Source organism: Pseudomonas sp. 203-8 (assembly GCF_020708595.1).
Taxonomy (GTDB): domain Bacteria; phylum Pseudomonadota; class Gammaproteobacteria; order Pseudomonadales; family Pseudomonadaceae; genus Pseudomonas; species Pseudomonas aeruginosa.
The window spans coordinates 328,444-342,277 of the sequence record NZ_JAJFDF010000006.1; the positions used below are offsets into that span (position 1 = coordinate 328,444).

The 13,834-nt window shown below is 68.3% G+C and carries 13 protein-coding genes; 10 read left to right on the forward strand and 3 right to left on the reverse strand.

Features of this window, described 5'->3' with window-relative positions:
- Positions 1-18 precede the first annotated feature (18 nt).
- The 3 genes from LJF27_RS16310 (at position 19) to ahpF (ending at position 3,383) form a co-directional block, all read left to right on the forward strand.
- Complete coding sequence (locus LJF27_RS16310; RefSeq protein ID WP_003083821.1) at positions 19-945, forward strand: ABC transporter permease; 927 nt, start codon at positions 19-21, stop codon at positions 943-945.
- Positions 946-1,109: 164 nt separating this feature from the next.
- Positions 1,110-1,673, forward strand: coding sequence for an alkyl hydroperoxide reductase subunit C (ahpC, locus tag LJF27_RS16315; protein ID WP_003083828.1), 564 nt, complete (start codon positions 1,110-1,112; stop codon positions 1,671-1,673).
- Between the two features lie 144 nt (positions 1,674-1,817).
- Positions 1,818-3,383: an alkyl hydroperoxide reductase subunit F gene (gene ahpF / locus LJF27_RS16320; protein WP_003083830.1), complete on the forward strand. Its 1,566-nt coding sequence runs from the start codon at positions 1,818-1,820 to the stop codon at positions 3,381-3,383.
- A 79-nt stretch (positions 3,384-3,462) separates the two neighbouring features.
- Here the strand turns inward: ahpF and ppk2 are convergent, their stop codons facing one another.
- Complete coding sequence (ppk2, locus tag LJF27_RS16325; protein ID WP_003121626.1) at positions 3,463-4,359, reverse strand: polyphosphate kinase 2; 897 nt, start codon at positions 4,357-4,359, stop codon at positions 3,463-3,465.
- A gap of 457 nt (positions 4,360-4,816) precedes the next feature.
- Here ppk2 and LJF27_RS16330 point away from each other — a divergent pair, with 457 nt between their 5' ends.
- Positions 4,817-6,166 carry an 8-oxoguanine deaminase gene (locus LJF27_RS16330; protein ID WP_004352010.1) on the forward strand — a complete coding sequence of 450 codons (1,350 nt, stop codon included), beginning with the start codon at positions 4,817-4,819 and terminating at the stop codon, positions 6,164-6,166.
- A gap of 107 nt (positions 6,167-6,273) precedes the next feature.
- Positions 6,274-7,326: a nucleoside hydrolase gene (locus LJF27_RS16335; RefSeq protein WP_019681401.1), complete on the forward strand. Its 1,053-nt coding sequence runs from the start codon at positions 6,274-6,276 to the stop codon at positions 7,324-7,326.
- Positions 7,327-7,353: 27 nt separating this feature from the next.
- On the opposite strand, the gene LJF27_RS16340 is transcribed toward LJF27_RS16335, so the two are convergent.
- Entirely contained in the window at positions 7,354-7,980 is a 627-nt protein-coding gene (locus LJF27_RS16340; protein WP_003117212.1) for a nucleoside 2-deoxyribosyltransferase, read from the reverse strand.
- A 121-nt stretch (positions 7,981-8,101) separates the two neighbouring features.
- Entirely contained in the window at positions 8,102-8,617 is a 516-nt protein-coding gene (locus LJF27_RS16345; RefSeq protein WP_003162250.1) for a nucleoside 2-deoxyribosyltransferase, read from the reverse strand.
- Positions 8,618-8,855: 238 nt separating this feature from the next.
- Between LJF27_RS16345 and LJF27_RS16350 the strand changes: the two genes are divergently transcribed.
- The 5 genes from LJF27_RS16350 to LJF27_RS16370 all read left to right on the forward strand — a co-directional run bounded on the left by LJF27_RS16350 (position 8,856) and on the right by LJF27_RS16370 (position 13,777).
- Complete coding sequence (locus LJF27_RS16350; protein WP_003118576.1) at positions 8,856-9,953, forward strand: BMP family ABC transporter substrate-binding protein; 1,098 nt, start codon at positions 8,856-8,858, stop codon at positions 9,951-9,953.
- 72 nt (positions 9,954-10,025) lie between these two features.
- Positions 10,026-10,988 carry an oxidoreductase gene (locus tag LJF27_RS16355; protein WP_003112640.1) on the forward strand — a complete coding sequence of 321 codons (963 nt, stop codon included), beginning with the start codon at positions 10,026-10,028 and terminating at the stop codon, positions 10,986-10,988.
- Between the two features lie 104 nt (positions 10,989-11,092).
- The gene (locus tag LJF27_RS16360) at positions 11,093-12,043 is read left to right on the forward strand and encodes an adenosine deaminase (protein ID WP_003112641.1); all 951 of its coding nucleotides are present in this window, start codon (positions 11,093-11,095) and stop codon (positions 12,041-12,043) included.
- A 196-nt stretch (positions 12,044-12,239) separates the two neighbouring features.
- A complete protein-coding gene (locus tag LJF27_RS16365; RefSeq protein WP_003112642.1) occupies positions 12,240-12,785 on the forward strand; it encodes an RNA polymerase sigma factor in 546 nt (181 codons plus the stop codon).
- A complete protein-coding gene (locus LJF27_RS16370) occupies positions 12,782-13,777 on the forward strand; it encodes a FecR family protein (protein WP_023117255.1) in 996 nt (331 codons plus the stop codon). Before LJF27_RS16365 ends, LJF27_RS16370 begins: the two co-directional genes overlap by 4 nt.
- Positions 13,778-13,834: the final 57 nt, after the last annotated feature.

Below are 13,834 nucleotides of genomic sequence, written 5' to 3' on the forward strand. Positions count from 1 at the left end.
AACCGCCGAGGAACCACGATGGATATCGATCTGCTCGACAACCTGCTGTTCGCCATGGTCCGCACCGGTACTCCGCTGCTGCTGGTGGCCCTGGGCGAACTGGTCTGCGAGAGAAGCGGGGTGCTCAACCTGGGCCAGGAGGGGATGATGCTGTTCGGCGCGGTGATCGGCTTCATGGTCGCCTTCTCCAGCGGCAGCCTGTGGCTCGGCGTGCTCCTCGCGGTGCTCGCCGGCATGCTGCTGGCGGCGCTGTTCGCCGGGGTCGCCCTGTACCTGAACGCCAACCAGGTGGCCTGCGGCCTGGCGCTGACCATCTTCGGCGTCGGCCTGTCGTCGTTCGTCGGCGCCGCCTGGGTCGGCAAGCCGCTGCAAGGGTTCGCCCCGCTGGCGCTGCCGGTGCTGGGCGAGTTGCCGCTGCTCGGGCGCATGCTGTTCGCCCAGGACGCGCTGGTCTACCTGAGCCTGGCGCTGTTCGCCGCGGTCGCCTGGATGCTCCTGCGCAGCCGCGCCGGGCTGGTTCTCCAGGCGGTCGGCGAGAACCCTGACGCGGCCAGCGCGATGGGCCTGCCGGTGCTGCGCGTGCGCACCCTGGCGGTGCTCTTCGGCGGCGCCATGGCCGGCCTGGCCGGTGCCTACCTGTCGCTGGCCTACACGCCGATGTGGGCGGAGAACATGACCGCCGGACGCGGCTGGATCGCCCTGGCGCTGGTGGTCTTCGCCAGTTGGCGGGTGTTCCGCGTGCTGCTCGGTGCCTGGTTGTTCGGCCTGGCCAGCATCCTGCACCTGGTGGCCCAGGGGATCGGGCTGTCGATTCCGGCCAACCTGCTGGCGATGCTGCCCTATGCGGCGACCATCCTGGTGCTGGTCCTGCTCTCCCGCGATGCCCTGCGCACCCGGCTGTATGCCCCGGTTTCCCTGGGCCAGCCGTGGAAGGCCGGGCACTGACGAGGGCAGGTTCTTCGATTAGTTGTTTTAACTATTTATATATTCTTCGATAGATTTAGATAATTTCACTGATGGCCTAAATCAATGGGGCATTTTTGCCGAACCCCGTTAAGATTCTCCCAGTCGATTTGAAACACCCCATTCAACTGAGAGAGGAACGACTGATGTCCCTGATCAACACTCAAGTCCAACCGTTCAAGGTCAACGCTTTCCACAACGGCAAGTTCATCGAGGTGACCGAGGAATCCCTGAAGGGCAAGTGGTCGGTCCTGATCTTCATGCCGGCTGCCTTCACCTTCAACTGCCCGACCGAGATCGAAGACGCCGCCAACAACTACGGCGAGTTCCAGAAAGCCGGTGCCGAGGTCTACATCGTGACCACCGACACCCACTTCTCGCACAAGGTCTGGCACGAAACCTCCCCGGCAGTCGGCAAGGCCCAGTTCCCGCTGATCGGCGACCCGACCCACCAACTGACCAACGCCTTCGGCGTGCACATCCCGGAAGAAGGCCTGGCCCTGCGCGGTACCTTCGTGATCAACCCGGAAGGCGTGATCAAGACCGTCGAGATCCACTCCAACGAGATCGCCCGTGACGTCGGCGAGACCGTGCGCAAGCTGAAGGCCGCCCAGTACACCGCCGCCCACCCGGGCGAAGTCTGCCCGGCCAAGTGGAAGGAAGGCGAGAAGACCCTCGCTCCGTCCCTGGACCTGGTCGGCAAGATCTAAGACCGCGCCGGCGGCATTCGCCGCCAGCCTCTCCGGCGGACGATCCCTCGCGGATCGTCCGCCCTTCACCCAGCCAACGCGCCGTGCAGGGCGGATGTCCCATCCGCCGGGGATACGTTTGCCCGAATTTCGAGGAGCTGAACCATGTTGGACGCCAATCTTAAAACCCAGTTGAAGGCCTACCTGGAAAAGGTCAGCCAGCCGTTCGAGATCGTCGCGTCCCTCGATGACAGCGACAAATCCCGCGAGCTGCTGGGCCTGCTGCAAGACATCGTCGGCCTGACCGACAAGATCACCCTGAAGACCGACGGCAGCGATGCGCGCAAACCGTCGTTCTCGTTGAACCGCCCCGGTGCGGACATCGGCCTGCGCTTCGCCGGTATCCCCATGGGCCACGAATTCACCTCGCTGGTGCTGGCCCTGCTGCAGGTAGGCGGCCACCCCTCCAAGCTCGACGCGGACGTGATCGAGCAGGTCAAGGGCATCGAGGGCACCTTCGAGTTCGAAACCTACTTCTCGCTGTCCTGCCAGAACTGCCCGGACGTGGTCCAGGCGCTGAACCTGATGGCCGTGCTCAACCCGAACATCCGTCACGTCGCCATCGACGGCGCGCTGTTCCAGGATGAGGTCGAGGCGCGCCAGATCATGTCGGTGCCGAGCATCTACCTCAACGGCGAAGTCTTCGGCCAGGGCCGCATGGGCGTGGAAGAGATCCTCGCCAAGATCGACACCGGCGCCGCCGCCCGCGACGCCGAGAAGCTGACCGCCCGCGACGCCTTCGACGTGCTGGTGGTCGGCGGTGGCCCGGCCGGAGCCGCGGCGGCGATCTACGCCGCGCGCAAGGGCATTCGCACCGGCGTCGCCGCCGAGCGCTTCGGCGGCCAGGTGCTGGACACCATGGCCATCGAGAACTTCATCTCGGTGCAGGAGACCGAAGGGCCGAAGCTGGCGCGGGCGCTGGAAGAGCACGTGCGTCACTACGAGGTCGACATCATGAACCTGCAGCGCGCCAGCAAGCTGGTTCCGGCGAAGAACACCGGCGAGTTGCACGAGGTGCAGTTCGAGAGCGGCGGCAGCCTCAAGGCCAAGACCCTGATCCTCGCCACCGGCGCTCGCTGGCGCGAAATGGGCGTGCCCGGCGAGCAGGAATACAAGGCCAAGGGCGTGTGCTTCTGCCCGCACTGCGACGGCCCGCTGTTCAAGGGCAAGCGCGTGGCGGTGATCGGCGGCGGCAACTCTGGCGTCGAGGCGGCCATCGACCTGGCCGGCATCGTCGCCCATGTGACCCTGCTGGAATTCGACAGCAAGTTGCGCGCCGATGCCGTGCTGCAACGCAAGCTCTACAGCCTGCCGAACGTCGAGGTGATCACCAGCGCCCTGACCAGCGAAGTGAAGGGCGACGGCCAGAAGGTCACCGGCCTGGTGTACAAGGACCGCAACTCCGAGGAATTCAAGTCGATCGAGCTGGAAGGCATCTTCGTGCAGATCGGCCTGCTGCCCAACACCGAGTGGCTCAAGGGCAGCGTCGAGCTGTCGCCGCGCGGCGAGATCATCGTCGACGCCCGTGGCGAGACCTCGCTGCCCGGCATCTTCGCCGCCGGCGACGTGACCACGGTGCCGTACAAGCAGATCGTGATCGCCGTGGGCGAGGGCGCCAAGGCTTCGCTGAGCGCCTTCGACCACCTGATCCGGACCTCCGCGCCGGAGTGACCCGGCCAGCGACCGTCGAACCAGGGACGCCCGGAGCGCGAAAGCGCCCCGGGCGTTTTCGTTGGCGCGACCGCCCGCCTCAGGCCGGGATATCCAGGTTCGCGTGGCCCGGCGCGGCGGCCGCCTCGGCGTAGACCTTCTCGTCCTCCTCGATCACCCGCGAGGCCGGCCCCACCAGCAACGGGTCCGGCTCATGGGCGATGCGCCGGTCCTTGTCCGGGTAGTCCAGCGAGTGCAGGAAGTGGCGGATGCAGTTGAGTCGTGCGCGCTTCTTGTCGTCGGACTTGATGACCGTCCACGGCGCGTCGGCGGTGTCGGTATGGAAGAACATCGCCTGCTTGGCGGCGGTGTAGTCGTCCCACTTGTCCAGAGACTTGATGTCGATGGGCGACAGCTTCCAGTGCTTGAGCGGATCGTCGCGGCGCGAGATGAAGCGCCGCAGTTGTTCCTCGCGGCTCACCGAGAACCAGTACTTGAACAGCAGGATGCCGCTGTTGGTGAGCATGCGCTCCAGCTCCGGCGCCTGGCGCATGAACTCCAGGTATTGCAGCGGCGAACAGAAGCCCATGACCCGCTCGACGCCGGCGCGGTTGTACCAGGAGCGGTCGAAGAAGACCATCTCGCCGGCGGTGGGCAGATGTTGGATGTAGCGCTGGAAATACCACTGGCCCTGCTCCTGGGAGGACGGTTTCTCCAAGGCTACGATCCGCGCGCCGCGCGGGTTCAGGTGTTCCATGAAGCGCTTGATGGTGCCGCCCTTGCCGGCGGCGTCGCGGCCTTCGAACAGGACCACCACGCGCTGGCCGGTCTCCTTCACCCAGCTCTGCACCTTGAGCAGTTCGATCTGCAGGTCGTGCTTGGCCTTCTCGTACTCGTTGCGGCGCATCCGCGTGTGATAGGGATAGTTCGCCGGCAGGCTCGCCGAGGTGCTGTCCTCGCTGCTGCCGTGGGGCGCACTGGCGACCTGCAGGGCCACCGGCTTCTGGCTGATTGCCTGGATCTCCTCGCGGGCCTTCTGCGCCGGGCTGGCCACTCGCGGGCGGCGGGTCGCCGGCTTGCGCGGGGCGCGGCGGGCGGCTGGCCGGGCCGGCTTGGCCGGCTGCGCGGCGGGTTGCTCGGGGGAGGGGGGACTGACAGTGGGTTCTTCGCTCATGCGGGACTCCTTCCGTTCTACGTTTTCAGCTATGCAGTCCCCCACTCTATGCCCCTGCCGGGAGGCGTCCGTTGACCCCCATCAAACCGCGCCCGGCCGCCACCGGGAGGAAAGCCTTACACCTCTCCATAAATCCCTTGTAGGATATCGCCACGCGCGTGGCGTCCCGTCGTCGCCCCGCGGACCTGGATCAGCAGACAGGGTGAACACTGAGCTGGCTCTCATCAACCGAGGGCCGGCAGCGTTCGCGCCGGCCCGCCGATCCGACGAAGGTCCGCACATGTCCCGCACCTGGATTCGCAATCCCCTCGCCATCTTCACCGCCAACGGTCTCGACGCCGCCGGCGGCCTGGTCGTCGAAGACGGCCGCATCGTCGAGCTGCTCGGCGCCGGCCAACAGCCCGCGCAGCCCTGCGCCAGCCAGTTCGACGCCAGCCGGCACGTGGTGTTGCCGGGGCTGGTCAACACCCATCACCACTTCTACCAGACCCTCACCCGCGCCTGGGCGCCGGTGGTCAACCAGCCGCTGTTCCCCTGGCTGAAGACCCTCTACCCGGTCTGGGCGCGGCTGACCCCGGAGAAACTCGAACTGGCCACCAAGGTGGCGCTGGCCGAGCTGCTGTTGTCCGGGTGTACCACTGCCGCCGACCACCACTACCTGTTTCCCGGCGGCCTCGAACAGGCCATCGACGTGCAGGCCGGGGTGGTCGAGGAACTGGGCATGCGCGCCATGCTCACCCGCGGCTCGATGAGCCTCGGCGAGAAGGACGGCGGCTTGCCGCCGCAGCAGACGGTGCAGGAGGCCGAGACCATCCTCGCCGACAGCGAGCGACTGATCGCCCGCTACCACCAGCGCGGAGACGGTGCCCGGGTGCAGATCGCCCTGGCGCCCTGCTCGCCGTTCTCGGTGACTCCGGAGATCATGCGCGCCAGCGCCGAACTGGCGGCGCGCCACGACGTACGCCTGCACACCCACCTGGCGGAGACCCTCGACGAGGAAGACTTCTGCCTGCAGCGCTTCGGCCTGCGTACCGTGGACTACCTGGATAGCGTCGGCTGGCTCGGCCCGCGCACCTGGCTGGCCCACGGCATCCACTTCAACGCCGAGGAGATCCGCCGGCTCGGCGAGGCGGGCACCGGTATCTGCCATTGCCCGAGTTCGAACATGCGCCTGGCCTCGGGCATCTGCCCGACCGTGGAGCTGGAGGCGGCCGGCGCGCCGATCGGCCTGGGAGTCGATGGCTCGGCTTCCAACGACGCCTCGAACATGATCCTCGAGGCGCGCCAGGCCCTGTACCTGCAACGCCTGCGCTACGGCGCCGAGCGGATCACCCCGGAACTCGCCCTGGGCTGGGCAACCCGTGGCTCGGCACGCCTGCTCGGGCGCAGCGACATCGGCGAGCTGGCCCCCGGCAAGCAGGCCGACCTGGCCTTGTTCAAGCTCGACGAGCTGCGCTTCTCGGGTAGCCACGACCCGCTCTCGGCGCTGCTGCTGTGCGCTGCCGACCGTGCCGACCGGGTAATGGTCGGCGGCGCCTGGCGAGTGGTCGACGGTGCCGTGGAAGGGCTCGACCTGGCCGCCCTGATCGCCCGCCACCGCGAGGCGGCGAGCGCCCTGATCGCCGGGTGAGGCGGGCGCCGACAGAGGAGGCGCCAGGCTTCCTCTGTCGGTTCGCATAGGTCGGCGCGTGGCCCGCAACTGGCTAGACTGTGGCATTCCCCACCAGGAGCCGCCCCATGTCACGCGCCGCCCGCCCATGCAATCGCTTTTGCAGCCTTCTGCTAGGACTCGCCCTGCTGATGCCCGCCAGCCTTCCTCTGTCCGCTGCCGAAACGGTGGCGCCGCCATTGCCGCGGACGCTGATCATCGACACCGATCCGGGCGCCGACGATGTGATCGCCCTGCTGTTCGCCATGGCCTCGCCGAAGGAGCTGAAGATCCAGGCGCTGACCACCGTCGCCGGCAACGTGCCGCTGGAAAAGACCGCGCGTAACGCCCGGCTGGCCCGCGAGTGGGGCAAGCGCCCGGATATTCCGGTCTACGCCGGCGCCCCGCGACCGCTGCTGCGCACGCCGATCTACGCCGCCGACGTGCACGGCAGCGAAGGCATCAGCGGCGTCGAGGTGCATGAGCCGAAGCAGCCGCTGGCCGAAGGTAACGCCGTGGACTACCTGATCCGCACCTTGCGTGCGGCGCCGGAGAAGAGCGTGACCCTGGCCATGCTCGGCCCGGAGACCAACCTCGCGCTGGCCCTGACCCAGGCCCCGGACATCGTCAAGGGCATCCGCGAGATCGTGATCATGGGCGGCGCCCACTTCAACGGCGGCAACATCACCCCGGCCGCCGAATTCAATATCTTCGCCGACCCCCACGCGGCGGAAATCGTGCTCAAGAGCGGGGCGCCGATCACCATGCTGCCGCTCGACGTGACCCACAAGATCCTCACCAGCCCCGAGCGCATCGCCAAGCTGCGCAACCTCGGCAACCAGGCCGGCAAGACCGTCGCCGACATCCTCGACGCCTACGTCCAGTACGACATCAAGTACTACGGCCTGAAGGGCGGCCCGGTGCACGACGCCACGGTGGTCGCCTACCTGCTCAAGCCCTCGCTGTTCAAGGGCAAGCGGATCAACGTGCAGGTCGACAGCCGCGAGGGCATCACCTTCGGCCAGACCGTGGCCGACTGGTACGGCGGCCTCAAGCAGCCGGCCAACGTCGAGTGGATCAACGAGGGCGACGCCCAGGGGTTCTTCGACCTGCTCACCGAGCGTATCGCCCGCCTGCCCTGAGTCTCTCGCCGTACGGCCGGCGCCGGGTCAGCCGTGGCGCCGGCTGGCGAGTTGGCGCAGGGCCTGCTCGGCGTCGCCGACGACTAGCGTTGCCGGCACCGCCAGCATCAGGTTGAGCGGCAGGCCGAACTCTTCCAGGGTCATGCCGTCGCGGTCGCGGGTCGGATCCTCGCCGATCAGCTCCGGGGCGTGCCGGCGGATTCGCTCGGCGTAGCTGCCGGCGTCGTCGACGTAGCCATAGACCGGCTTGCCGAGGGCGGTGGCATAGCCGACCTCGAAGGCGGTGCCGCTGTCCGGCTCGGCGCCGCGGAAGAAGTTCAGGTTGGCCAGCACCGCGTCGGCGCGTTCGATCAGGCCGATGTTGGCGCGGTAGATCCAGGCCGCCTGTTCGCGCGGCTCGGCGAGCTGTTTCGGCAGCGCGTTGTCCAGCGGGTAGAGGCCCTCGAAACCGTAGCGTGCGCAGAGTGCCTTGAGTGCTTCGCCGTGGGCGACGGCGTCGGCGCGGAACACATCGGGACCGGCCAGATAGAGTTTCCGCGGCCTGGCCGCGGCGCGTACGCCCGGCAGGCTGCCGAGCAGGGCGCCGGCGGGCAGCAGCAGGGCTGCCAGGCGCAGGAAGGTACGACGGCTGCTGGAACCCTTGGATCGGTTCATCGGATGCCTCTTGCAGGCCGGCCTCCCGGATGGGGCCGTTGTTGTCCAGGATTATGGCCGGCAAGCGACGGGCCGGGCGGCGGCTATCTGCCAGCAGCTAGGCGACGGCCTTCCCGCGATGTCAGGCGCGCTCGAGTTCCTCGGCGAGGCGTCGCAGGGCCTCGCGCGGGCCGCCGGCGACCAGCCGCGAAGGCACCGCCAGCATCAGGTTCAATGGCAGGCCGAAACCCTCCAGTTGCCAACCGTCGCGGTCCTCGCCGGGGTGCTCGCCGAGCCATTCCGGGGCCAGCCGGGCGAGGCGCTCGGTGTAGGCGCCGGCATCGCTGAGGTAGGCATATACCGGCTTGCCCAGGGCCAGGGCGTAACCCACTTCGAAGGCGGTGCCGCTGTCCGGCTCGCTGCCGCGGAACGGTTCGAGGTTGGCCAGCACGCAGTCGGCGCGCTCGATCAGGCCGACATTGGCGCGGTAGATCCAGGCGGCCTGTGCGGCTGGCTCGCGGATGTCGGCGGGCAGGGCGTGGTCGAGCGGGTAGAGGCCGACGAAGCCGAACTCGGCGCAGAGGGCCTTGAGGGTTTCGCCATGGGCTTCGGCGTCGGGGCGGAAGACGTCCGGCCCGGCCAGGTAGATCGCGGTCATCGCGTGCGTGCCTTGTTACGGAAAGCCAGCGCCCATGGTAGCGCCATCGTGGCGGCGCCGGCATGCACCAAGCGATGGCGCGCTGCACCGTCCTGCAGCCGCGCCGGCATGACGCGGCGCGCAGAAGCGCGAGCTTGAGCGGAGTTGTCCGGGTGGTCAGGTAATTGCATCGGCGGGCGGGCTGAACGCGAAGCCACGCCCGATGGCCAACCCTGCACTCACCGGAGCACGCCCATCCATGAAACACCGTCGCACGCAATCCCGCATGTCCGTCCTGCGCCGCCTTGCCGCCGTCCTCGGCCTCGGCGCCTGCGCTCTCGCCGCCGAGGCCGCCGAACCACTGAAGATCGGCTTCGTCTATGTCGGCCCGGTCGGCGACCACGGCTGGACCTACCAGCACGAACTGGGCCGCCGCGAACTGGTGGAGCACTTCGGCGACAAGGTGAAGACCAGCTTCGTCGAGAACGTCGCCGAGGGCGCCGACGCCGAGCGGGTCATCCGCAACCTGGCGAAAGACGGCTACGGCCTGGTCTTCACCACATCCTTCGGCTACATGAACCCTACCGCCAAGGTGGCCCGGCAGTTTCCCAAGGTGACCTTCGAGCACGCCACCGGCTACAAGCGCGACAGGAACCTCGGCACCTACCTGTCGCGCTCCTACGAGGGACGCTACGTCGGCGGCTTCCTCGCGGCGAAGATGACCCGCAGCCACAAGATCGGCTACATCGCCTCGTTTCCGATTCCCGAGGTGATCCGCGACATCAACGCGATCCAGCTGGCGCTGGACAAATACGACCCGCAGGCCGAACTCAAGGTGATGTGGGTGAGCACCTGGTTCGATCCGGGCAAGGAGGCCGACGCGGCCAACGCGCTGATCGACCAGGGCGTCGACGTGGTGTTCCAGCACACCGATAGCCCGGCGCCGATCCAGGCCGCCGAGCGTCGCGGGGTGTACGCCGTGGGCTACGCCTCGGACATGCAGCACTTCGGTCCGAAGACCGTGCTCACCTCGATCGTCAACGACTGGGGCCCGCACTATATCCGCTCGGCCCAGGCGGTGATGGACGGCACCTGGAAATCCGAGGACTTCTGGGGTGGCCTGGCCGAGAGTACGGTGGTCCTGCCGCTGAACCAGGAGGTGCTGCCGGCGCCGGTGCGGGAAGAGGCGGGCAGGCTGATCGAGTCGATCCGCAGCGGAGCCTTCCACCCCTTCACCGGGCCGATCCGCGACCAGTCCGGCAAGGAGCGTTTCGCCGCCGGCGTCAGCGCGACCAATGCCGACCTGGCGTCGATGAACTATTACGTGGAAGGCATCAAGGCCGACCTGCCGAAGTGAGCCCTGGCCTTGTATGGAAAAAGTCGCCGAGCGCAGGCACTTTCCGTACAGGACCCATCGAGGAGAGCGCGATTGGACCGTCTACCCATCATCGACATCGCCCCGCTCTACGGCGCCGACCGTGGCGCCTGGAACGACGTGGCGCGGCGGATCGACCAGGCCTGCCGCGAGTGGGGCTTCTTCTACATCGCCGGACACCCGCTGCCGGCCGCGCGCTTCGAAGCCCTGCTGGCGGCGGCGCGGGAGTTCTTCGCGCTGCCCGTCGAAGAGAAGCTGAAGATCGATATCACCCGTAGCCGCAACCATCGCGGCTATGGCGCGATCGCCACCGAGCAGCTCGACCCGGCGTTGCCCAGCGACTTCAAGGAGACCTTCGACATGGCCCTGCACCTGCCGGCGGAGCATCCCGACGTGCGCGCCGGCAAGTCCTTCTACGGGCCCAACCGACACCCCGACCTGCCCGGCTGGGAGGCCCTGCTGGAAGGACACTATGCCGACATGCTGGCGCTGGCCCGTACCGTGCTGCGCGCCCTGGCCATCGCCCTGGGGATCGAGGAGGACTTCTTCGATCGCCGCTTCGAGCAGCCGGTCAGCGTGTTCCGCCTGATCCACTATCCGCCGGCCTCGGCCCGGCAGAGCGCCGACCAGCCCGGCGCCGGCGCGCACACCGACTACGGCTGCGTGACCCTGCTCTACCAGGACGCCGCCGGTGGCCTGCAAGTGCAGAACCGCCAGGGCGAATGGATCGACGCGCCGCCCATCGACGGCACCTTCGTGGTCAACATCGGCGACATGATGGCGCGCTGGAGCAACGACCGTTACCGCTCGACCCCGCACCGGGTGATCAGCCCGCGCGGGGTGCACCGCTACTCCATGCCGTTCTTCGCCGAACCGCACATGGACACCGAGATCCGCTGCCTGCCGGGCTGCTTCGACGCGGACAACCCGCCGAAGTATCCGCCGACCACCTGTGGCGATTGGCTGACCTCGCGCTTCGCGCAGACCTATGCCTATCGGCGCGGCGAAACGGCCTGAGCCGCCCGTCGCACGCGGGAGCGGCTCGCGGGTTTGCCGCGGGCCTGACTCCCGGGACAGGTTAAACTTGCCGGCCAAGACCAGCCTGATCGAGAACCCACCCCATGTACGAATGGCTCAACGCCTTGCCCAAGGCCGAACTGCACCTGCACCTGGAAGGTACCCTGGAGCCGGAGCTGCTGTTCGCCCTCGCCGAGCGCAACCGCATCGCCCTGCCCTGGAACGACGTCGAGACCCTGCGCAAGGCCTACGCCTTCAACAACCTGCAGGAATTCCTCGACCTCTACTACGCCGGCGCCGACGTGCTGCGCACCGAGCAGGACTTCTACGACCTGACCTGGGCCTACCTGCAGAAGTGCAAGGCGCAGAACGTCGTCCACGTCGAGCCGTTCTTCGACCCGCAGACCCACACCGATCGCGGCATTCCCTTCGAGGTGGTGCTCGCCGGCATCCGCGCCGCGCTACGGGACGGCGAGAAGCTGCTGGGCATCCGCCATGGGCTGATCCTCAGCTTCCTCCGCCACCTCAGCGAGGAACAGGCGCAGAAAACCCTCGACCAGGCGCTGCCGTTCCGCGACGCCTTCATCGCCGTCGGCCTCGACAGCTCGGAAGTAGGGCATCCGCCGAGCAAGTTCCAGCGGGTCTTCGACCGGGCCCGCAGCGAAGGCTTCCTCACCGTCGCCCATGCCGGCGAGGAGGGGCCGCCCGAGTACATATGGGAAGCCCTCGACCTGCTCAAGGTCGAGCGCATCGACCACGGCGTACGCGCCTTCGAGGACGAGCGGCTGATGCGGCGGCTGATCGACGAACAGATCCCGCTGACCGTCTGCCCGCTGTCCAACACCAAGCTCTGCGTGTTCGACGACATGAGCCAGCACACCATCCTCGACATGCTCGAACGCGGCGTGAAGGTGACGGTGAACTCCGATGACCCGGCCTACTTCGGCGGCTATGTCACCGAGAACTTCCATGCCTTGCAGCAGAGCCTGGGAATGACCGAGGAGCAGGCCAGGCGCCTGGCGCAGAACAGCCTGGATGCGCGCCTGGTGAAGTGAGGGGCGGCGTGCCGGGTAGCCCGGCGCGCGACCCGCAAGGCGTTTCGTCGTCGCCGGCTTCTCGGTATTGATGATAAGCATTATCATTTGCGGGCCTGCTCAGCATTCCCATGGCGCCGCCCCGGCGCCGGCTTTCGTGCAGCCGTCCTCACCGATGCCCGACCGCGACCTACCTCCCGGCCCGCGCCCGGATGCCTTGCCGGCAGACGGCGAGGCGGCGCGCCGCGCGGATCTCCTCAAGGCCTTCCTGGCCCAGCGCCAGCGCATGGAAAGCCTGGTCAGCCGCTGGGTCGGCTGCCGGGCGACCGCCGCCGACCTGGTCCAGGAACTGTTCCTGCGCTTCTGGCGGCGCCCGGCCGCCCCGGTGGAGGAGCTTGGCAGCTACCTCCTGCGCAGCGCGCGCAACCTGGCCATCGACCACTTGCGTGGCGAAGGATCGCGGCAACGGCAACTGGACGATTGGCTGCCGGAGCAGCGCCAGGGCGAGCCGGTCGGTCCCGAGCAGGCGCTCGAGGCCGGCGACCAGTGGCGCCGGGTCGAGGCCGCCTTGCGCGGCCTGCCCGAGCGGACCCGGCGGATTTTCCTGCTCAATCGCATCCACGGCCGCACCTACGCGGAGATCGCCCAGGCCATGCAGCTTTCCCAAAGCGCCGTGGAAAAACATATGATGCGCGCCCTCGACGCCTGCAAGGCGAGCCTGGCCGGCCCGGCCGGCGAGCAGGCAAGGAGCGCCCAGCCATGACCCGACCCGATAGCGACGCCGCGCCCTACGAGCCCGTCCTCGAGCAGACCGCCCAGGCCTGGCTGGTGCGCCTGCGCGGTACGCCGGATGCGGCGACCCGGCGGGCCTTCGAGGACTGGCTGGCGCAGCGGCCGGCGCATGCCGAGGCCTATGCCCGCGCCGAGGCGCTCTGGCGCCTGACGGAAATACCGGCGAGCCGCCTGGCCATCGAAGAGGCCGATGCCCTGGAAGCCTACCTGCGGCCGCGCCGAGCGTCGCGCAACCCGCGGCGCTGGGCCTACCCGCTGGCCAGCGTCGCCTGCCTGCTGGCGATGCTCTGGCTGGGCGGCTGGTGGCAGCCCGGCGACTGGCTGCAGGACTGGCGTGCCGACTATGTCGCCGCGCCGGGACAGGTCGCCGAATGGAAGCTGGCCGATGGCTCCTACCTGAGCCTGGACGCCGGCAGCGCGGTGCGCGTGCGTATCGACGGCGGCCAGCGGTGGGTCGAACTGCTGCGCGGCGCCGCCGCGTTGCGGGTGAAGCGCGACGCGCTGCCATTCGTGGTCGAGGCCGGCGAAGGTCGGGCGCGGGTACTGGGCACCGAGTTCGAGGTCCGTCGCGGCGCCGGGGCGACCCGCGTCACCGTGTTGCAAGGGCGGGTCGCGGTGAGCGCCGGCACCGGTGCGGGCGCCGCCGAGGAAGTGCTGGGCGCCGGCCAGCAGGTCGGCTTCGCCGACGGCAAGCTGGGCCGGCCCGTGGCCATCGACGCCGCCGCCGCGCTGGCCTGGCGCCAGGGTTGGCTGAGCTTCTACCGGCGGCCGCTGGCAGAAGTGCTCGACGAACTCGCTCGCTACTACCCCGGACGCATTCTCCTGCTCGACGACGCGCTCGGTCGCCAGCCGGTCAGCGGCAGCTTCCGCAGCGATGATCCCGAAGCCGCGCTGAAGTCGCTGCAGGCGGTGCTCGGCTATCGCCAGCAGATCCTGTTCGGACGCCTGGTGGTGATTCGCTGACGGTGGCCCTGGTCCGTTTGGCCGCAGGAATCTTTCCCGGCGAAGAATTTTTTTGCC

What these genes read in the sequence shown, in the direction of transcription:
- LJF27_RS16340 (WP_003117212.1), bottom strand. Translation starts at nt 7,980, where the DNA reads ATGAACCGATCCAAGGGTTCCAGCAGCCGTCGTACCTTCCTGCGCCTG.
- LJF27_RS16335 (WP_019681401.1), top strand. Translation starts at nt 6,274, where the DNA reads ATGTCACGCGCCGCCCGCCCATGCAATCGCTTTTGCAGCCTTCTGCTA.
- LJF27_RS16345 (WP_003162250.1), bottom strand. Translation starts at nt 8,617, where the DNA reads ATGACCGCGATCTACCTGGCCGGGCCGGACGTCTTCCGCCCCGACGCC.
- ahpF (WP_003083830.1), top strand. Translation starts at nt 1,818, where the DNA reads ATGTTGGACGCCAATCTTAAAACCCAGTTGAAGGCCTACCTGGAAAAG.
- LJF27_RS16360 (WP_003112641.1), top strand. Translation starts at nt 11,093, where the DNA reads ATGTACGAATGGCTCAACGCCTTGCCCAAGGCCGAACTGCACCTGCAC.
- LJF27_RS16350 (WP_003118576.1), top strand. Translation starts at nt 8,856, where the DNA reads ATGAAACACCGTCGCACGCAATCCCGCATGTCCGTCCTGCGCCGCCTT.
- LJF27_RS16330 (WP_004352010.1), top strand. Translation starts at nt 4,817, where the DNA reads ATGTCCCGCACCTGGATTCGCAATCCCCTCGCCATCTTCACCGCCAAC.
- LJF27_RS16310 (WP_003083821.1), top strand. Translation starts at nt 19, where the DNA reads ATGGATATCGATCTGCTCGACAACCTGCTGTTCGCCATGGTCCGCACC.
- ahpC (WP_003083828.1), top strand. Translation starts at nt 1,110, where the DNA reads ATGTCCCTGATCAACACTCAAGTCCAACCGTTCAAGGTCAACGCTTTC.
- LJF27_RS16370 (WP_023117255.1), top strand. Translation starts at nt 12,782, where the DNA reads ATGACCCGACCCGATAGCGACGCCGCGCCCTACGAGCCCGTCCTCGAG.